Annotated in this window: 12 protein-coding genes; 6 read left to right on the forward strand and 6 right to left on the reverse strand. The window is 34.9% G+C overall.

Going from position 1 to position 21,246, the window contains the following annotated elements; translation table 11 throughout:
* Positions 1-23 precede the first annotated feature (23 nt).
* Complete coding sequence (locus M9897_12475) at positions 24-2,822, reverse strand: CocE/NonD family hydrolase (protein ID MCO5269699.1); 2,799 nt, start codon at positions 2,820-2,822, stop codon at positions 24-26.
* A 206-nt stretch (positions 2,823-3,028) separates the two neighbouring features.
* Positions 3,029-4,969: a T9SS type A sorting domain-containing protein gene (locus tag M9897_12480; protein ID MCO5269700.1), complete on the reverse strand. Its 1,941-nt coding sequence runs from the start codon at positions 4,967-4,969 to the stop codon at positions 3,029-3,031.
* Positions 4,970-5,122: 153 nt separating this feature from the next.
* Here M9897_12480 and M9897_12485 point away from each other — a divergent pair, with 153 nt between their 5' ends.
* Positions 5,123-7,918, forward strand: coding sequence for a prolyl oligopeptidase family serine peptidase (locus M9897_12485; protein ID MCO5269701.1), 2,796 nt, complete (start codon positions 5,123-5,125; stop codon positions 7,916-7,918).
* A gap of 107 nt (positions 7,919-8,025) precedes the next feature.
* Positions 8,026-9,573: an aldehyde dehydrogenase family protein gene (locus M9897_12490; GenBank protein MCO5269702.1), complete on the forward strand. Its 1,548-nt coding sequence runs from the start codon at positions 8,026-8,028 to the stop codon at positions 9,571-9,573.
* A gap of 118 nt (positions 9,574-9,691) precedes the next feature.
* On the opposite strand, the gene M9897_12495 is transcribed toward M9897_12490, so the two are convergent.
* Positions 9,692-10,480, reverse strand: coding sequence for a thioredoxin domain-containing protein (locus M9897_12495; protein ID MCO5269703.1), 789 nt, complete (start codon positions 10,478-10,480; stop codon positions 9,692-9,694).
* 124 nt (positions 10,481-10,604) lie between these two features.
* Between M9897_12495 and M9897_12500 the strand changes: the two genes are divergently transcribed.
* Positions 10,605-12,638 carry a dipeptidyl peptidase 3 gene (locus M9897_12500; GenBank protein MCO5269704.1) on the forward strand — a complete coding sequence of 678 codons (2,034 nt, stop codon included), beginning with the start codon at positions 10,605-10,607 and terminating at the stop codon, positions 12,636-12,638.
* Between the two features lie 494 nt (positions 12,639-13,132).
* Here M9897_12500 and M9897_12505 read toward each other — a convergent pair whose 3' ends face one another.
* Both M9897_12505 and M9897_12510 read right to left on the reverse strand, forming a co-directional pair.
* Positions 13,133-14,404, reverse strand: coding sequence for a T9SS type A sorting domain-containing protein (locus M9897_12505; protein ID MCO5269705.1), 1,272 nt, complete (start codon positions 14,402-14,404; stop codon positions 13,133-13,135).
* A gap of 4 nt (positions 14,405-14,408) precedes the next feature.
* Positions 14,409-15,719, reverse strand: a complete 1,311-nt coding sequence (locus tag M9897_12510; GenBank protein ID MCO5269706.1) for a tail fiber domain-containing protein — start codon at positions 15,717-15,719, stop codon at positions 14,409-14,411.
* A gap of 977 nt (positions 15,720-16,696) precedes the next feature.
* On the opposite strand from M9897_12510, the gene M9897_12515 reads away from it, so the two are divergent.
* Together M9897_12515 and M9897_12520 are read left to right on the forward strand one after the other, a co-directional pair.
* On the forward strand, positions 16,697-17,911 hold the full coding sequence (locus M9897_12515; protein MCO5269707.1) for a cysteine desulfurase: 1,215 nt from the start codon (positions 16,697-16,699) through the stop codon (positions 17,909-17,911).
* Between the two features lie 2 nt (positions 17,912-17,913).
* Positions 17,914-18,330 carry a SufE family protein gene (locus M9897_12520; GenBank protein MCO5269708.1) on the forward strand — a complete coding sequence of 139 codons (417 nt, stop codon included), beginning with the start codon at positions 17,914-17,916 and terminating at the stop codon, positions 18,328-18,330.
* A 3-nt stretch (positions 18,331-18,333) separates the two neighbouring features.
* Here M9897_12520 and M9897_12525 read toward each other — a convergent pair whose 3' ends face one another.
* The gene (locus M9897_12525) at positions 18,334-18,729 is read right to left on the reverse strand and encodes a hypothetical protein (GenBank protein MCO5269709.1); all 396 of its coding nucleotides are present in this window, start codon (positions 18,727-18,729) and stop codon (positions 18,334-18,336) included.
* 259 nt (positions 18,730-18,988) lie between these two features.
* On the opposite strand from M9897_12525, the gene M9897_12530 reads away from it, so the two are divergent.
* Positions 18,989-21,079, forward strand: coding sequence for a thiamine pyrophosphate-dependent enzyme (locus tag M9897_12530; protein ID MCO5269710.1), 2,091 nt, complete (start codon positions 18,989-18,991; stop codon positions 21,077-21,079).
* Positions 21,080-21,246 lie beyond the last annotated feature (167 nt).

Genomic DNA, 21,246 nt, shown 5'->3' on the forward strand with positions numbered 1-21,246 from the left:
TTTCAAAATAACTGAAAGTAATCTTACTCTATCACCAACTTCTTTGTCTGATTCATTTCAGGGATACGCACTAAATAAATACCCTTAGAAAGCGTGCTTACATCTATACTTGTTCCATAGTTATCCGTATGTATTTCTTTCTGAAGCAACAATTGTCCATCCAAACTAATGATTTGTACATTTCCTTTGATAGGATGATTCCAAGCTATATTTACAATACCTTGAGTTGGGTTAGGATAAAGCTTCAGTTCATAGCTAAGTTCTTTCTCCTTTGGGACATCTAGGTAATAAGAATCATTGAGTTGAGGTAAGGAGATGTAACTCGGGAAGTCGTCATTAAATTCATAAGTAATGGTAGCATTTTGTGGTGTATATGTATGTCCTTGATACATGTATGTTTTACTTTCTCCCGGATTCCATCTAAAGAACTCATTATCTTCATTTGGAAGATGTGGATTACTTTGGTATTTAGGATAATTGGAGCTACTCAAAAGAAATTTAATCTGATGATTTTTCCCAAAAGTATGCCCCAATGGAAGAAGGTCAAATTGGAAATAATAATAGGTATTATTGTCGATATTGGTCAGTAGAATAGTTTCGTTCGTGTCTCTATCAAAGATAGATTTAGCATATTCTCTAGCTCTTGCATTTACCACTCCTTCAGTGATAAGCATTTCTCTTCCATCTGGATAAACATCTACTACTCTGACCATGACATCAAAATCAGTTTTGGCAGTAGGGTATCCTGTTGTATGTCCTTTTGCATAAATTCCTGCTTTTGGGAAACCAACAAAAGTTAAGGTGTCTGTTAAAGGTGCAGAAGTGAATTGCAGTACATCTGAGCGGTTCATGGTAAGATTTATATAATTTGGATTAGCTAAATCCATAGAACCTTGTGATTTTTGTGTATTGTCAGGAGTTTTTGGAATCATATTATTTCCCCCAATGGTAACTACAGGGTTATTTGGGTTGGCAACGTAACTCAAAACACCTTCATTTTGTGTGGGTATATTTCCATCGGTAGTTTTGTTTTGATGTAGATAAAATATCTTTTCTGTAATTCCTTTTTTAAATGGTAGAGAATCTGCACCCATCCAATAATTACCAACTCCTAGATTATCGTTATCATTTGTTGGTCCTGAGATATACATACGGATATCTTTTTTATTATCAAGAGCATTTACATCTGTTGCCCCCAGCGCTTGTGGTAAATAAAAAAGAGGATCGTCATTGACAGGGATAGCATAGGTAAGAGAGCTTATATTCCCTCCATTATCTTTTAGTTGAAATGGGACATTGGGTAGTGCTGCTTTTCCCCCTAGATAATTGAGGAATTTATAATAAGGAATAATATAATTTTGAGAAGGGATGCGTATGGTATTTGTCCCTAGGGTTTGCCAATCATTAGATTCAGGAATGATAAAATAAGGTTCTCCCCCAAGGTATTTCTTATACCAGCTCATCAATTCTGAATTATAGATATTATAAGCTAAGGAAGTGTCAGTAGTAAGATCTAAATCACCCTCTAAATCAAAATTTAGTGTTTCGAAAACATTATCAGGATAAACCATGTCACCCACTTTGTTGCTACCTATGGTTTGATGCGTCCAGGGACCAATTATCAACTTCTGAGTTGATGTTGGGTTTTGTTCTTTGATTTTACGGAATGTTTCAATTTGTCCATTGATGAAAATATCCCACCATCCTGTAAGATGATATCCGGGCATGTTTAGATTTTTATAACGGGAGGTAGTTCCATTGGCCTGAGAATATCCAGCATTATCTATAGGAGCCATGGATGCATCTAAGTCGATACGATGAATAGAGGTTGGATGAGAACCCGAAGGAGATCCATTCAATTCATCGGCTACGAACCAATCAATTAAATCATTGGCAAGAGTCAAGTTATCTGTATAATTATAGTCAGAAGGACTGTGTATATTGTTGTAAATATTTCCACCATCAACAACATTTGAATCATTGTGAACGCCATTTAAGATTTGTCCGGTAATCCAACCTGAAACCAAGGAGTTTCTAAAGACACCATTATGAAAAAGGGTAGTATTATAGTGTTCATTAGTGGCAACAATAGGTAGATAACATTTAATAGGATTATCTTTAGTAAAGGGCATATCTGAAATACCTTGATATTGCGTATTTCCTAAAGCAGATGCCCCAAACATTCCTATTCTTCCATTAGAATAACTTATGGTATCATTTATTCCATCTTTATTAAAATCAAATATACGATACGCACTATCGGCTAAATAGTATATTGTTTCACTACCATCGTGATGGTGAAGGGCGTTGTTGTTGTCATTTAAAGTAGTAATATCCATGGGGATAGTATTATTCGGATGATAAGGAGCTTTTGGCCAAGAATCAGAGTACATAGGAAAATAAACACCTTCACTTTCATATCTACCTCTCATATCTTGGGTTGCATAAGCATATCCCATCATAGGGAATAAAGTACCTCCGGTCTCATCATCTTTTCCGTAAGGAGTTCGAGTTAAGATTATTGGTAATCGATAACTCTCCTTAGTAATATTGGTATTATCATAGATGATAAACTGCGTATTTTTGGGTATAATTTGGACAGTGTAATTAGTGCCGCCTATATTAATAGTTGTAACTACAGAATCCATAAAAATGGGTAGATAAATGTTAGTAGCTAATTTGGTTCCATCACTCATTGGGATAGAGATTACTTCTTTTTTGATGAGTTCGTCCATATTATCTATTTGTCCATTAGGAATAATCTGAGAGTTGGAAGAGAAAATTAAGCTTAGAAATAATAATATTGTACAGAGATGTTTCATGAAGTGAATGTTTTATCTGACTAAAGTATAAAAAAAATAGTATATATAAAAGACAAGAGAGAAAGCGGGCGCTCTCTCTCCTGTGCAACACTACTACTTATGAAACCTAACACTCATACCAAACGAAATTCAATTTTAGATATTGTGTAAAAGGCATAAAAAAGCCCCAACATAATGTTGAGGCTTTCCTATTAGAATAAATATTCTTATTTATTTACAATTAATTTATGAGTAACTGTATTGTTATCAGCATTTAATTTAATGAAGTAAACTCCGTTAGCAAAAGAAGAAGCATCAATAGTGATCTCATTCTTTCCTGCCATAGTTTTTCCATTATCAACTGTAGCAACAATATTTCCAGCTAAATCTGTAACTGTATAAGAAACATTAGCGCTTTCTTTTAAGTTAAAGCTAACTGTAGTTTCATTATTAGTTGGGTTAGGATAAACTCTTGATTGAATTGTATTGATTGTATTTTTTTCAACACTTAAAGTTGGATCAAAGTTTAATCTAATTACAGGGATTGAAGTAAATGTACCCCATTTGTATCCAACACCATCAGAGTAGTTTAACCAAGCTTGAGCTCCTAAATCATTTTCTCCAGCAGCAGCAAATTCAACGGTTTCAGCCCAAACTTCTAGGTAAGCAAGATAAGTCTTTCCAGCTTCTAGTGTGATTGGATTATCAAACACTAAAGTTTGAAATTGTTGAGCTTGACTTGTAGCTGTTACCTCAAAAGGAGCAGAAACCTCATCAATATATATCCAATAATCATCAATAGTTCCTGCATTAGGATTAATCTCTAAGATAGAAGCAGAAACTTGAGCTCCTACGGTAGTTCCGGTATATAATCTAAATGTAATACCAGTTAAATCTTGATCTGCGAATATATCATAAGATGTACCAATTCCCTTGATCGCAACTGGAACGCCACCCATTGATAATCCATTTCTAGGAAATTGTGAAAATGGTGACCCTGCATCAGCAGCATACAAATAATCAGTAACAGTAAACTTAACTGGTGTAAATGGACCATTATTGCTTAAATTATCGTCTACTTCAGTTAATGATAAGCTTGGAGTTACTTCGTAGTTACCTAAATCACTTGGAGTATAGGTAGCAACAACTGTATCTCTGTCTCCAGAGTTTAAAGAATATGCAGAAGAGGAAGCAGACTCATTTCCATTTGGAGCTGCTATACTTAAATCTAATTTAATACCATTTAGAGCATTCATACCTTGATTTTTTATACCAGCATTAAATGAGAAATCCATTTGAGTTGCTTGTGTTAACGGAATTTGAGAGTATTTATAAGCTTCAACATCCCAATTCTCATAAGTTTTTACTAAATCATTATCAGATTTCTTAACAATTTTAACATCGTCTATTCTCCATCCATAAGTTACCCAAACATTTGGATTGGTAGCTTGTGCAGGCACATCAGTCGTCCAGCGAAAACGAATTCTTACTGCAGAAGCATCTCCGCTAATAGCATTCTCAATGTCTGCTTCAACAAGATCTGGGTTAGGATATGCAGAACCTCCGGTACTAGTTAACATTCCTTTTCCTCCGTTATCATAAACAGATACCCAATTTGTACCATCTACGCTAACTTGAACTTCTTGTCTATCATAGAATTTAGCACCAAATTGTTCAAATTGTAGAACTACCTTTGGCACACCTCCTGATAAAGAAAATATGTCAATTGGATCACTAGTTAAAGTATAAACTACTCCTAACCATTGTGTACCTGGTGCTGGTGAAGGAACACCGTTGTTAACCATCGCGTATTTGTTTCCTGAGGTTGAAGTAATTCTTTTAACATTACCTGTCCATCCATGTCCATTGGCATCACTATCAATTACCCAACCGTAATTTGGAGTATTAGGAATTGGATCTGGAGAGCTGTTTGTAGCATCAATTGTCCAAGTAAAACCATTTAGTTTTGTTGCTACACCAGCATTAATAGTTACTGTAGAGTCAAAGTTTTCGTGGAAAATCGCTTCTCCTACCGCTTTATTTATGACTGGATTAGTAGCAGGCTTAACATACTCTGTTTGTAAATCTGTACGAATCAGTCTATTTTGTGCTATTACTAGGCTGGAAGACCCTAATAACAACATTCCAAAAAGTATTTTTTTATTCATTGTTTTATAATATTATAAAGTTTCTACAAATATAAAAACTTTTGGTTATTAACTATATACAACGCTATTTTTAACAAAAGAGTTGGAAAGTTCTCTATTATAAAAGATAAATCATTATATTACACCTTTTAAAAAAATAAAACGTGATTTGTGATGAATGTTAAGATTGTTTCTTTCCTTTTATTTACCATTATCTCATTGGGTAGTTTTGCTCAGAAAAAAAGTATAGATTATACGGTTTATGACTCGTGGAAAACACTATCTAGTCCTGAAATTTCTAGCAGTGGTAATTTTGTTTATTATCAGATAAAACCGTATAAAGGAGATGGTATATTGTTTCTCTATAACCATACAAAGGAGAAAATTAATCAATTTAGTAGAGGTGAAAAGGCGACTCTGAATCAATCAGAGAATCTATTGGCGTTTATGATAACTCCGGGTTATGACACTCTGCGCAACTTAGAATTAGCTAAAGTTAAGAAAGAAAAATGGGTAAAAGATTCGTTGGGCTTATACTGGATTAAAAAAGATACACTTACTAAAATTCCGAATGTTTTAACGTTTAGTATTCCCAAATTCGGAAATGTGATTGGATATACTGTGATAAAGGATTCATTAAAAGTAAATACTGCATCTAAGAAAATAAAAAAGACAAAAAAATCAGCAAAAGAGAAACCCGAAATTAAATCAGATGGAAACACATTATTTGTACTAAATCCTGAAAATCTAAAAGTAGTTTCTTTCTCTAATGTTAAAGATTTTAAATTTAACGATGACGGTAGTCTTCTTTTCTTCACTACACATGAGAAAACAAAAGATTCCACTATTTTGCGAGCCTATCTATATGATATAAAGCAGGATAAGAAAATTGTCTCTTACACCAGATATAGTGATATAGGACCATTTAAATTTACTGAAAAAGGCAATCAATTAGCTTTTATGGCATCTTTAGATACTGCCAAGCAAACAAGGTTGTATGCTATTTATTCATGGAAGATGGATGGAAATCAACCTACGATGTGGGTGAGTCCAACACGAGTCGATTTTCAAAATAATCTTACTCCTAGCCCAAATGGTAAGCTGGAATTCTCTCAAGATGGGAAGAAATTATTTTTTGGATTATATGAGAGACCCCAAAAAGAATTTAAAGATACCTTGTTAGACAGCGAAAAAGCGAAATTGGATGTTTGGCATTATCAAGATAAACGTAACCAACCTCAACAATTAAAAGAACTTAAAAAAGACCAAAAAAAGAGCTTCTTAACAGTCTTTCATATTGTAGATAATTCAATTGTACAATTAGAAAATGATACTTTAGCAGTTTCCCTACTAGATAAAGGGAACACGCGTATTGGATATGCTTCTTCTAATGCACAATATGAAGCTTCTTATAACTGGGTATATCCTTGGCCGGAAGATTCTTATTTTATAGATTTAGAATCAGGAAAAATACAGAAGATAAAAGATAAAATAGAGTATCCGTATGGAATATCACCTAAAGGAACCAGATATTTATATTATAAAGAGAACCAATATTATAGCATTGATTTAAAGTCACAAGAAGAAATTTGTATTACTTGTTCAGTAAAAGATGTTATCTGGTATTCGGATATAAATGGGCAGATTTATGATGCAGAACCTGAAGGAGTTGTTGGTTATACAAATGAAGATAAGCTACTCATAAACTCTCGCTATGATATTTGGGAATATGATTTTGAGCGTAACCAACTGCGATGTGTTACCCAACAAATTGGAGAGAAGAATACAATGGTTTTACGTATTCTTAATCTAGAAAAGGATAGTACTTTTATACATTTATCTAATACATTGGTAAAGGGAGTGAATCAAGAAACGTATGAAGAATCAATATATCGATTTAATTCGGAAAATATTCTTGACACAAACTCCATATATATGGTTGATAATAAGATGATTGCTTTTGCAAAATCAACTCTCTCAGATAAAATCATTTTTCGTCAAATGGATGTAAAAAATTATCCAGAAGTATATTATTCTAGTATGAATCTGCAAAAACCTCAAAAAATTTCTGAAACTAATCCACAACAAGAAGAATATATATGGCCAACAGTAGAGATGATTCACTGGACGTCTTATGAGGGGGAAAAATTGAAAGGGTTAGTGTACAAACCAGAAGATTTTGATTCTTCTAAAAGTTATCCTTTAATCGTATATTATTATGAAAGGTCGAGTGATATGAAGAATATGTATTCATCACCCAGACCTACTGCTTCTATTATTTATCCAACAGAATATACTTCTGCCGGATATATCGTGTTCATGCCAGATATTAATTATAAACCTGGATATCCAGGGAAAAGCGCATATAATTGTATTATGAGCGGTACGGATGAGGTATTGCGTCGTTTTCCCAATATTGACAGTATGCGTATGGGCTTACAAGGGCAGTCGTGGGGTGGCTATCAAACAGCACATTTAGTAACATTAACACACCGTTATAAAGCCGCTATGGCCGGTGCCCCAGTAAGTAATATGATTTCTGCTTATGGAGGTATTCGTTGGGGGATGGGAATTAACCGCGCCTTCCAGTATGAGCATGGACAAAGTAGAATAGGAGCTACAATATGGGAAAAACCTGATTTGTATATTGAAAATTCTCCCTTGTTTGGAGTGCCTAATATAACAACACCTTTATTGATAATGAGTAATGATAACGATGGGGCGGTTCCGTGGTATCAAGGAATAGAAATGTTTATGGCAATGAAACGTATGGGGAAACAAGTATGGATGCTGAATTATAACGGTGATGAACATAATCTTATGAAGGAGACAAATCGTATTGATTTAAGCATACGTATGCGTCAATTTTTTGATTATTATCTATTGAATAAACCTGCTCCAAAATGGTTAATAGATGGCGTTCCGGCTCTTCAGAAGGGCAAAGAGAACAGATTAGAAATGAAAGAATAAACTTTTGGAGTAACCAATTGTTCAGAAATCCGAGAAAAGGATTCCGAAACTTCTTTGTTTTAAAAAGAACTTCGTATTTTTGTAATGGATAAAAAAAACGATTAAGCATGGCTCAAATTAATATCAAGAAAGTATTAAAAGAATTAGATCTTACAGAGGCGGTAAATAACGGTGCTTCAACAGGGTCAAAATGGTTGAAAACCAAAGGAGAAAAGATTGACTCAATTACTCCTGTAAATGCTTCTATTATTGGAAGTGTAAATGCTGCTTCTGTAGCTGATTACAATAAAGTATTAGATGTTGCTCGAAAAGGATTTATAGAGTGGAGAAAATGGACTGCACCCAAAAGAGGTGAGGTTGTTCGTCAATTTGGTCTTGCTTTGCGCGAAAAGAAAGAAGCATTGGGAGCCCTTGTGTCATACGAAATGGGAAAATCATATCAAGAAGGATTAGGCGAGGTACAAGAAATGATTGATATCTGTGATTTTGCTTTAGGATTATCCAGACAATTATATGGATTGACTATTCAATCTGAGCGCCCAGGACATAGAATGATGGAACAATGGCACCCATTAGGTGTTGTAGGTATTATATCTGCATTTAATTTCCCTGTAGCAGTTTGGAGTTGGAATACAGCACTTGCTTGGGTGTGTGGTGATGTATGTGTATGGAAACCGTCTGAAAAAACTCCATTAACTGCAGTTGCTTGTCAAAAGATTATTCAAAAAGTATTCGAAGCAAATAATGTTCCTGAGGGAGTATCCAATATTGTAATTGGAGATCCTGAGATTGGAAAAGCCATGGCAAATGATGTACGTGTTGATTTAGTTTCTGCTACTGGTTCTACTCGAATGGGTAAATCTGTAGCTCAGGCAGTTGCTGCTCGATTGGGTAAATCTTTACTTGAATTAGGAGGTAACAATGCAATTATTATCACTCCAGATGCAGACTTAAAATTAGTTGTGCCGGGAGCTGTCTTTGGTGCTGTAGGTACTGCTGGACAACGTTGTACTTCAACAAGAAGATTAATTATTCATGAAAGTATCTTTAGTAAAGTAACAAAAGTAATTACCGATGCATATAAGCAATTACGTATTGGTGATCCTTTGGATGAGAAGAATCACGTAGGTCCTCTTATTGATAAAGATGCTGTGAAGAACTATCTAGAAGCAATCAAAGCTGCCAAGAAAGCAGGAGGTAAAGTATTGGTAGAAGGTGGTGTTCTTACTGGCAAAGGATATGAATCAGGCTGTTATGTAAAACCAGCCATCTTTGAAGTAGAGAATCATTATGACATCGTACAGCATGAAACATTTGCTCCTATCCTATATGTTATCAAATATAAGGGAGATGTGAGAAATGCAATTGCGCTACAAAATGGTGTTGTTCAGGGATTATCCTCTTCTATTATGACAACCAATATTCGTGAAGCGGAGTTATTCCTTTCTCCAGAAGGTTCTGATTGTGGTATTGCTAATGTAAATATTGGTACTTCAGGGGCTGAAATAGGCGGAGCTTTTGGTGGAGAAAAAGAAACAGGTGGTGGTAGAGAATCTGGCTCAGATGCATGGAAAACATATATGAGAAGACAAACAAATACAGTGAATTATACAACAGAACTTCCTTTAGCTCAAGGGATTAAATTCGATTTGTAATTTTAAACCATAAATAAATAAAAATAAGGCTGTTGAAAGACAGCCTTATTTTTTAATCCCATATAGTCAGGTAGTTTACATTTAAGAGCACTGCCTCAAACTTTCTACTATTCCCCAATTACTTTATAGCAGCATTCAATTGCTCTACAATTTTCTCCTTTTCAATGATTCCATTGTGTTTCCAAATTTGTTCTCCATCAAGAAATAGGAAAAACTCAGGAACCCCTTGTATTTGATATGCTTTAGCTAATTCTTTGCTTGCATCTGCATCAATTCGAATAACAATGGCTTTTTCTTTAAATTCTTTTTCAACTTCATCAATTATAGGAGCCATTTTTTTACAAGGAGCACACCATTGTGTATGGAAATCAACAAGAACAGGTTTGCCTGAAGCTAACATCTTATTAAAATCTTCTACACTTACAGTATTTATATTACTATCTATACCTTCAATAGGTTTAGTAATAGGATAACCTTTATTTTCCCAAGCCATAATACCTCCACTTAGGTTATATATTTGTGTAAAACCATTTTGAGAAAGAATTTCGGCAGCTTTGGCAGATCGAGCTCCTGATTTACAATAAACGTAGATTGCCTTATCTTTTTGCATCAGATTTATTTTATTTACAAAATCCTCATCATATACGTTAACTAAACTTGCATTTTCAATATGTCCTTGGGATGTTTCTTGAGGAGTTCTAACATCTAAAATAATACCTTCACCTTTATCTACTAGTGCCTTAAACTCTTCAGGGGTAACATTCTTTATAAATCCTTTATCACCATCGCCAGGTAGATTCATAGCACTTTCATTGTTTTCTAATATCTCCTTAGGGTGTTCATTTCCAGCATTACTGCAATTAGTAATAAGTAAACCTAGAAGTAAAGTAAGCAAAATTCTTTTCATTGTTTTCAATTTATTAATCGCCCTAAAATATAAAAACAAATTAGTAATTAAAATGTTTTTTTAATAGGAGTCATTTTATGTTATAGTTTAATTTCTTAAATTCGAGGCTCTAAATAATAGAAAGATGAAAAAAATCATTTTAAACACACTAGCTGCTGGGATCCTTTTTTCCTGCTCAGGAAATAAAGATCCACAGATAACAGAACAGCAAACAGAAAATCAAATGGAACAAGAAGAAACTACCTTTGAATATAAAGCAGATCGTTTTGCTGATATTCAAGTTTTACGTTATAAAATTAAAGATTGGGATAAACTTTCTATTCAGCAAAAAGAATTGGCTTATTATCTAGTTCAGGCAGGATTAGCTGGAAGAGATATTATTTATGACCAGAATTACAAATACAATCTAGAGATTCGCAATGCGCTAGAGAATATTGTTCAAAATTATCAGGGAGAGAAAAACGATGACTGGGATAACTTTATGACTTATGTGAAGCAAGTGTGGTTTGCCAATGGAATACACCATCATTATTCTATGGATAAATTTCTACCTAAATTCAATAAAGAATATTTTAACAGTCTCCTATTAGCAACTAATACCACCATAAGTAATGAAGCTCTTATAGCTATTTTCGATCCAAAAGTAGATGCGAAACGAGTGAATCTAGACGCTTCAAAAGGGTTGATTCCAGGAAGCGCTAATAATTTCTATGGGTCTGGAATTACAGATAAGATGGTAGATGATTACTACGAAAAGGTAATTGATAAGAATGATCCACGACCAATTTCTTACGGATTAAATTCAAAGATGGTTTTAAATAATGGACAGATAGAAGAATTACCTTGGAAGATTGGAGGGATGTATGGGCCAGCATTGGAGAAAGTGGTTTATTGGTTAGAAAAAGCAACCTTGGTTGCTGAAAATGATGCACAACGTAAAGCACTTGAAATCTTAATAGAATACTATAAGACAGGAGATTTAAAATTGTGGGATACATATAGTATTGCTTGGTGTGAAGCAACAAAGGGAGACATTGATTATATCAATGGATTTATTGAGGTATATGGTGATGCTAAAGGATATCGAGCTAACTATGAAACCATAGTTCAAATGAAGGATTTTGAAGCAACTGAAACGATGGGAGTTTTAGCTCATGAAGCACAATGGTTTGAAGATAATTCTCCCATTATGAATGAGCATAAGAAGAAGAATGTTACGGGTGTTACCTATAATGTAGTTACTGTAATCGGGGAAGCAGGAGACGCTTCTCCATCTACTCCTATTGGAGTAAACCTACCAAATGCAGAATGGATACGTGAAGAACACGGATCAAAATCAGTGAGTTTAGGGAACCTTATCGATGCATATAATGAAGCTTCCGGACCAAGTATTTTAGAAGAATTCACATATAGCCAGGAGGAAGTTGAGCGTGCTAAAAAATATGGGCATATTGGAGATAATTTACACACTGCTTTACATGAAGTAATCGGACATGCGAGTGGGCAAATTAATCCAGGGATAGGAACTCCAAAAGAAACGTTGGGAAGTTATGCAAGTGCATTAGAAGAAGCAAGAGCTGATTTAGTTGGGTTATATTATTTAATGGATCAGAAATTAGTGGATTTAAAGCTAATGGAATCTCTAGAAACAGGGAAAGCAGAATATGACAATTACATTCGTAATGGATTGATGACTCAATTAAGAAGATTGGAGTTGGGCAAAGATATTGAGGAGGCTCACATGCGTAATCGTCAATTAGTAGCAGCTTGGGCTTTTGAAAAAGGTAAGACTAAAAATGTAATTGAGAAGCTTGTAAAAGATGGGAAAACTTACTTTAAGATTAATGACTATGAAGCGCTTCGTGGATTATTTGGAGATCTTCTACGTGAAATTCAACGTATCAAATCCGAAGGTGATTTTAAAGCAGGAAGAGATTTGATTGAAAATTATGGAGTAAAGGTGGATAGAAAATTACATCAAGAAGTATTGGATAGGACATCTCATTTAGATATTGCTCCATACATGGGCTTTATTAATCCAGAATTAGTTCCTGTGACTGATAAGGATGGAAATATCACAGATATTAAGATTGAGTATCCAAAGAGTTTTGAAGAACAGATGTTAAGATATTCAAAAAACTATAGTTATTTAAAGTAAAAATAATTTTGGATATTTATAAAAGGGATATAATTTATATCCCTTTTTTGATATCCTTAAACGATAATAACTATGGCACGACAGGATAAGGTTCAGTTTACATACCGAAATCCTATGTTGATGTTAAGAGATAAATTATATTTTTTTGTAATTGATATTAGGATGGTAAACAGATTTCGTGCTAATCCTGACTGTAATAGGTGTTAGATAGAAAACAGATTCCGTTCGCTGCGCTCCGGAATGACACTTAAGCCTTAAATAAAGAGGGAGAGGGGGCGGCGAAGCCGCCCCTCTCCTCAATAGCGATGGCGATTGTCATTCCGGAGCGCAGCGAACGGAATCTAATATCCTTTATGTAATGGTAATTGATAGTAGATACGAACGGAATCTGTAATGGTAATTGATAGTAGATAGCGAACGGAATCTGTAACAGTAATTGATAGTAGATAGCGAACAGAATCTAACATCCTTTTATTTGTAAAAGATGCAACTGATTAAAACTTAACAAATTTTAATGGTTTATACATTTTATTTCCTAGTAGAAATACAGTATATACACTTGGAGTCAGATGTTGTGTATCAATTTGATATTGATTAGTTCCTGTAATTAGGTTAACATCTTTTTCGATTACTTTTCTTCCATTGTCATCTATGACAACTAATTGTCCAGCACCATCTTCTAAAGCATGGATAGATACAGTTGCATTATTGATAACAGGAATCGGATATATACTCCAAGAAGTTTCTTGATTATTGCAATCTGCGGAAATTGGACCATAAACTTCTCTTCCTCCATCATAGTCAACTGATTCTAAACGATAATATGTTAAACCACCTCCATTCATATCATTATAGGAATATGTCAAAGGGAGAATTGAGTTCCCAGATGCATTTAAGGAAGAAACAAAATTCCATTCATAACCATCTCTAGAGGAATATAATTCAAAGTGACTCACGTTAGTTTCAGTTTTAGTTTCCCATGTTAATTCTACGCCATCGTTACAAGATGCTGAGAATGAAGTAAGCTCGATAGGAAGTGGTCTTGTTTTATCTTGTAGTACCCAAACTTTAAAAAAGTCTGCAGAAGAAATAGTCACATTTTCCACACGTTTCGCTCCTGTGTTGGCAGTTCCGAAGAGTAAATCTTGCCAGCTTCCGATAGAACTCAGACCTTCGCAGTAATTTCCATATCCGTATCCCGGATTAAAGCGTTGAGCTTGCAAATTCAATTCTCCAATCGTGTTTGGCCCAGCTCCTTCATTAGTCCAGTCATACCCAAAACTTAATGTTGCAGCCGGTTTCGTGGTATAGTTATCATTATCGATAATCCAAAAACGGTCAATAGCATATAAAGATTCGTTGGCATTAGTTACTGAAGAGCACATGTTATTTACAGGTGAAGGATATACACCCCCATGCTTATTTTGTGCATCTGTAGGAATTGTAGATAGTAAGAAATATCCGCCAGCATTTCCAGCAGATGTAAGATTCATTGTATAAGGAATCTTTACCAAATGATTATTGGTAAAAGGCACTTGATAATTTCCAGTTTGATTGCCAATATTCCATTTGATGCGATTTGTTATTTCTTCCGTAATGATATTTCCTCCCGTTCCTGTTGTCGTTATAGCATTTGCGTTTGAATTATCAATGACCAAATAGGCGCTGTTGGTAATGTTTATGTAGGCGTTGTTGTTGAGCACTAATTGAGCACCTTGTGAAAAAGCCCAGATGGGTAAGAAAAATATGAATAATAATTTCTTCATAAATCTACTTATTTTTAATTTCTTCTTTCAATTCCAATAGCATTTGCTCTAGCTTCTCAATGCGATTATTCTGAGACTCTATTATTTGTTGCTGTTCTTGAATTCCCTTTGTTAATATTGGTATTAATCCTATATAATCTACCATATAGTATCCAGTAACATTGTTTTCTTCACTTCTAATTTTTGGTTTTTGAGTAGGATCAGGTATATTTTTCTTATTTGTTACCAGCTCAGGAAATATTTCTTCTAATTCTTGAGCTATAAAACCGAATGAAGTACGAGAAGAATCAAATCCCATTCCTGGAAACTCTTCAGCATTCCAATTATATTGCATAGGTTCTAATAATTTAATTTTATTTAATATAGAATTTGATTCTTTCTCAATAGGTTGAATATTCTTTTTCCATCTAACATCAGAGCTATAATAAGTTCCAGTTGCTCCTACATCTCCAGCAAAATAACCAGCCCACCCAACTATTGTATTCACAACAGATCCTCTAACACCAGTTCCCGATGATGTATTCCATCCCCAAATTCCCGCATTATTACCTGCCGAAATTCCTTCAATAGAGTTGTAACCATTACCACTACTTGTGTTATGAAAAAATCCTGACCCAGATAATGTACCTGTATTATAAGAATTAATTAACCAATAAGAATCATTTCCTTTAACTTCAAATCTATTAGGGTCTGTTGGAATAGTTGTATTAACTAATACTTGTCCACTAGCATTCACCCTCATCCTCTCAACTCCCGCCGTAGATGTTGCTAGAATATTTGTTCCAGCACGCCAAAATCCCATTCCTGTATTTGCACTCCAAGAATAAAAAGGCAAGGCTGCTGTTCCATTACTCATAGCTTGTACTTGATTACCATTCGCAATCCTAAATCGTAATGTATTATTTGTTCTAAAATCCAATGCTTGTGTGTTGGTAGTTCCTAGGAAGTTAGTACCAGAAGTAGTATTTGCGTTCCCTAAAATCTTCCAATCATCACCGCCAGTTGAGAATCTTACCCAAGCACTTCCACTCCAGTAATAATATCCGGGTGTTACTGCTGTTGCACCTGAACCTGCTGTAGCTGTATTATAAACCAATAAAGAGGTGGCAGGAGAAGCAACAGGACTAGCAGAGTTTGTAGCGGTTAACGCTACACGAGGTACTAATACACCTTTATTTGTGAAATCAATATCCAAACCTGCACTAGCGGCAGGTGCAGCACCTGTGGCATTGATTCCAACATTTTGCGCATGCCCATACAAAGTAATAAAACAGAATCCTAAAATTAAATAATATGGATGACAGAATCTTTTCATAAGTATAATATTTAGCGTTTGTATTTAGTGAGTATAGACAACCATTCATATTGCAATAATAACCGTCTGTACTTAAAAAATAACTTACTACAAGTTTACACCTAATTTTATTAATCACCAAAAAATAGGGTTCTTTATTTTAAAAAAATCATTGTACATGTGTAAAAGATTAATAAATTCAATGCTTACCCATGCGATTGATTTGTAAAGGTTAAAAAAATAGATTCCGTTCGCTGCGCTCTGGAATAACACTTAAACCTTTAATAAAAAGGAGAGGGGGCGGCGAAGCCGCCCCCTCTCCCCCAAACAGCGATAGCGATTGTCATTCCGGAGCGCAGCGAACGGAATCTAACCTCTTTAAGTAATGGTGATTGTTAGTATAAGCGAACGGAATCTAACCCCTTTAAGTAATGGTGATTGTTAGTACAAGCGAACGGAATCTAACCCCTTTAAGTAATGGTGATTGTTAGTACAAGCGAACGGAATCCAATCCCTTTAAGTAATGGTGATTGTTAGTACAAGCGAACGGAATCTATCCCCTTTAAGTAATGGTGATTGTTAGTACAAGCGAACGGAATCTAACCCCTTTAAGTAATGGTGATTGTTAGTACAAGCGAACGGAATCTAACCCCTTTAAGTAATGGTGATTGTTAGTACAAGCGAACGGAATCTAACCCCTTTAAGTAATGGTGATTGTTAGTATAAGCGAACGGAATCTAACATCCTTTTATAAATTCAAGAATAATAAGTGCAAAGCGAACGCTATTGCAAATGCTAAAATGGACCTTCTCTATGTTCTGTAACCCCGTTCTGTAACCCGACGGACGCAGGAATGTCAGGGTCTAAGATTATACTCTATACAATATTTGAATTATATGTTCGATAGCCTTAATCTTGACAAACAAGCAAATTGCTTTTCCAATAATTGGCATTTCATCAAAATAGCGTTTAACTTTGCGATTCAATAAATTATATAAATGGATATTCAAGCAATTCGGGCACAGTTTCCAATTTTAACACAGGGGGTACATGGAAAGCCCTTAGTTTATTTTGATAATGGGGCTACCACACAAAAACCTTTATCTGTAACTAAGCGATTGGAAGAATATTATACCAAAGAAAATGCGAATGTCCACAGAGGAGTACACACTCTTAGTCAAATCGCTACAGAGGCTTATGAAGAAGCTAGAAGAACTATACAGCGGTATGTAGGGGCCAAAGAAAGTCACGAAATTATTTTCACAAAAGGCACTACGGATAGTATCAATTTAGTAGCATTTTCTATAGGAGAAACACTTCAAGAAGGAGATGAGATTATAATTTCTCAGATGGAGCATCATTCTAATATTGTTCCTTGGCAAATGGTTTGTCAGCGTAAAGGCTGTAAATTAAAAGTAATCCCTTTTGATGAAAAAGGAAATTTAATGATGGATGAATTTACTAAACTTTTATCCTCAAATACAAAGATAGTTTCTGTAACTCACGTTTCAAATGCTTTGGGAACTATTAATGATGTGGAAACTATCATAGAAAAGGCACATCAAGTGGGAGCAAAGGTATTGGTTGATGGTGCGCAAAGTATTCAGCATATACCTGTGAATGTGAGTGAACTAGACTGTGATTTTTATGCTTTTTCAGGACATAAAGTATTTGGTCCAACGGGTATTGGAGTGCTTTATGGAAAAGAAGCAGTTTTAAACGAACTACCACCATACCAAGGAGGAGGAGATATGATTAAAGAAGTTACACTCGAAGAAACAACTTACAATGAATTGCCTTATAAATTTGAAGCTGGTACTCCCAATATTGCAGGAGCAATTGGTTTGGGTGCTGCTTTTGAGTTTCTTACGTCTCTAAATATGAAGGAAGTAGAAAATCATGAACATGAATTAGTAGAATATGCTACTCAAGCATTAAAAGAAGTAGAAGGATTGAGAATATATGGAGAAGCGGACCGTAAAACGAGTGTTATTTCTTTCTTAATTGATGATTTGCATCCCTATGACGTTGGAACACTTTTAGATAAAATGGGAATAGCTGTAAGGACGGGTCATCATTGTACACAACCTATTATGCAGAAATTCTGTATTCCAGGAACTATTCGAGCTTCTTTTTCTGTTTATAATACTAAGGAAGAAGTAGATGTCTTAGTTCAAGCACTTCATCGTATTGTACCTATATTAAAATCCTAGAAATGAATATTCAAGAAAAAGAAACTGAAATTATAGAAGAGTTTTCAATCTACGATGATTGGATGGACAAATATGCTTATATCATTGAATTAGGTAAAGAATTACCCTTGATTGATGAAGATAAGAAAACGAAGGAAAGACTTATTGTTGGATGTCAATCACAGGTGTGGTTAGACGCAGAGCATGTAGATGGAAAGATGAGATTTACTGCTGATTCAGATGCTATAATCACTAAAGGAATTATCGCATTATTAATTCGAGTAGTAAATGATGAGTCTCCAGCTGAGATCGCAAAATATAATTTTGATTTTATTCAAGAAATTGGCTTACAAGAACATTTATCTCCTACTCGGTCTAATGGATTGGTTGGGATGGTAAAAGATATTAAATTGAATGCCCTAAAAGCTATGAAAGCATAGTCTTTAGTATGTTAAGACTCTTACAGAAGATAATATCTTATCCAAGAAATTAGTTAAATATTCATGGTCTATGACTTTCTTATCACCTAACAATAAGATTGATTTTGGACGATTGTTTTCTAGCCACCTTTCAAGATTAGCTGATGTGGCAAGTAGAGTTCCATTTAAATCAACTTTGTGACTTGGGATATTATGTTTATTTAATGAGTTTATTAACTCTTCATCCTCACGAAGAATCTCATAGTTGTTGTGAAAAAGAACTATGCCTTGTAATAGATTATTTTCATCTTCATTCCGATAAGTAGTGGAGTGAATAGTGATTTCTCTTTCATTACTCATGCTTACAATCTTTTTCTCAAAATTGCTACCTGAAATTGTATAAATAGAATCTATTATCATTGTTGCTCCTTTTTAGCTAAAAACATTACAAATATAGTGCCTTATGGCTATCCTATATTGTTTAAAAGCAGAAATTTATCCTCAAAATCCGATAAGTTATTAACCATAAAACTCTGATTTTGTTCTAAATCAAAATTAAAAATTAATAAAAATCTGATAGGAGTGATGATTCGTAAATAATCTTTTTCGAATGTCTAAGAGCATTTTCGTAGCAAAAATTAATTAGTTTTTGTATATTTACAAACCTTAAAATTAAAATATGTCAGAGACAAAATTAGCTGAACAAACTGGTCAACTTATAAATAAAGCTACAGTACAACGTGCTTTTGAGTTGATGTGTACCGCTAAAACATTATCCGAAAAATACGAAGCTCATAAAGAAATAACTAGTAAATATGTTCATGCTACTTCTCGAGGGCATGAGGCTATCCAATTGGCTTTGGGTATGCAGTTAAAACCGCAAGATTTTGTTGGGCCATATTATAGAGATGATAGTATTTTATTAGGCATAGGAATTACTCCGTATGAGTTAATGCTACATATTTTTGCTAAGAAAGACGAACCTTTTTCTGGAGGAAGAACCTATTATTCTCATCCATCCTTAAGAAGGGAAGATATGCCAAAAATCCCTCACCAATCGTCAGCTACAGGAATGCAGGCTATTCCGATGACAGGAGTTGCAATGGGGTTTCAATATAAGGAAAAACAAGGATTAGCAGAAGATTTTGGAGGTGAGAATCCAGTTACAGTTTGCTCTATTGGTGATGCAGCCTGCACTGAAGGTGAATTTTCTGAAGCACTGCAAATGGCTGCCTTAAAGCAATTGCCAATATTATATTTAGTACAAGATAATGGTTGGGATATTTCTGCTAGTGCTGACGAAGTAAGGGCGCAAGATATTGCATACTATGCTAGAGGTTTTAAAGGAATTGAAGTATACTCAATTGATGGGACTGATTTTGAAGAATGTTATTTAACAGTTGAAAAAGTATTGGCTAAAATTCGTAAAGAAAGAAGACCCTTTTTAATACATGCAAAAGTCCCTTTACTAGGTCACCATACTTCAGGTGTACGAATGGAATGGTATCGTGATGACTTAGAAGACCATAAAAAACGTGATCCTTTTCCAAAGATTAAGGAATTAGCTAAGAAATATGGTGTTACCCAGAAAGAGATTTCAGATTTTGAAAATACTATCAAACAGGAAGTGGATGAGGTATATGAAAAAGCTCAACAGGCTCCAGATCCAACACCTGAAAGTGTAACAGATTTCCGTTTAGCTCCTTCTCCTATTACAGAAGAAAAAGGAGAGCGTGAACCTAAAGGAAAGCAAAAGACGGTAATGGTGGATTGTGCTTTATTTGCCATGCGTGAGATTTTAGAAAAGCATCCAGAAGCATTGTTATATGGACAAGATGTAGGTGGTAGATTGGGAGGTGTTTTCCGTGAGGCGGCAACCTTAGCTCAAACTTTTGGTGATAACCGCGTTTTTAATACTCCTATTATGGAGGCATTCATTATAGGAAGTACTGTAGGTATGTCAGCCGTTGGTTTAAAACCAGTAGTAGAAGTTCAATTTGCTGATTATATATGGCCAGGATTGAACCAATTATTTACAGAATTGAGTAGGAGTTATTATTTGTCTAATGGGAAATGGCCAGTAAGTGCAGTGATACGTGTACCTATTGGTGCTTATGGTTCAGGAGGTCCTTATCACTCTTCCAGTGTAGAGTCTGTAGTGACAAATATTCGTGGAATTAAAGTGGTGTATCCTTCTACAGGAGCTGATCTAAAAGGTTTGTTGAAGGCAGCGTATTACGACCCAAATCCTGTTGTTATTTTTGAACATAAAGGTTTATATTGGTCTAAAATTCCTGGAACAAAAGGTGCTATGACCGTAGAGCCAGATGAAGATTATGTTATTCCTATTGGAAAAGCAAGAGTGGTTCAAGAAGCTTCACCTGAAAAAATTGAGAAAGGAGAGAGTGCTGTAATCATTACTTATGGACGAGGTGTTTACTGGTCGTTGGAAGCTTCTGAAAAATATCCTGGTGCAGTTGAAATTATTGACTTACGTTCCTTGAGTCCAATTGATACAGATGCTATTTATGCAGCGACAAAGAAGCATAGTAAAGTTTTATTAGTAACAGAAGAAACTATAGAGTCTAGTTTCACACAAGGTTTGGCTGGTAGAATACAACGAGAATGTTTTGAGTACTTAGATGCACCAGTTGGAATAGTAGCTGCATTGGATACTCCAGCAATTCCTATGAATAGTGCATTAGAGTTTGAGTATTTGCCAAACGCTGATAAAGTAGAGGCAGAGCTGAAAAAGTTATTAGACTATTAGAGCTACCCGTTGTGCATTTAGAATAAAATATGAATTAATAGTATTAGACCCCGACACTCCTTCGTCCGTCGGGGTGACAATTCCTAGGGAGAATCAGGCGGTCGGCTTTGCCGACCGATAGCCTCTCCTCACAATTGTCACCCCGAGAACCTTGGTTGCTCGGGGTC

The sequence above is a fragment of the Brumimicrobium sp. genome, assembly GCA_023957385.1.
Lineage (GTDB): Bacteria > Bacteroidota > Bacteroidia > Flavobacteriales_D > Crocinitomicaceae > Brumimicrobium.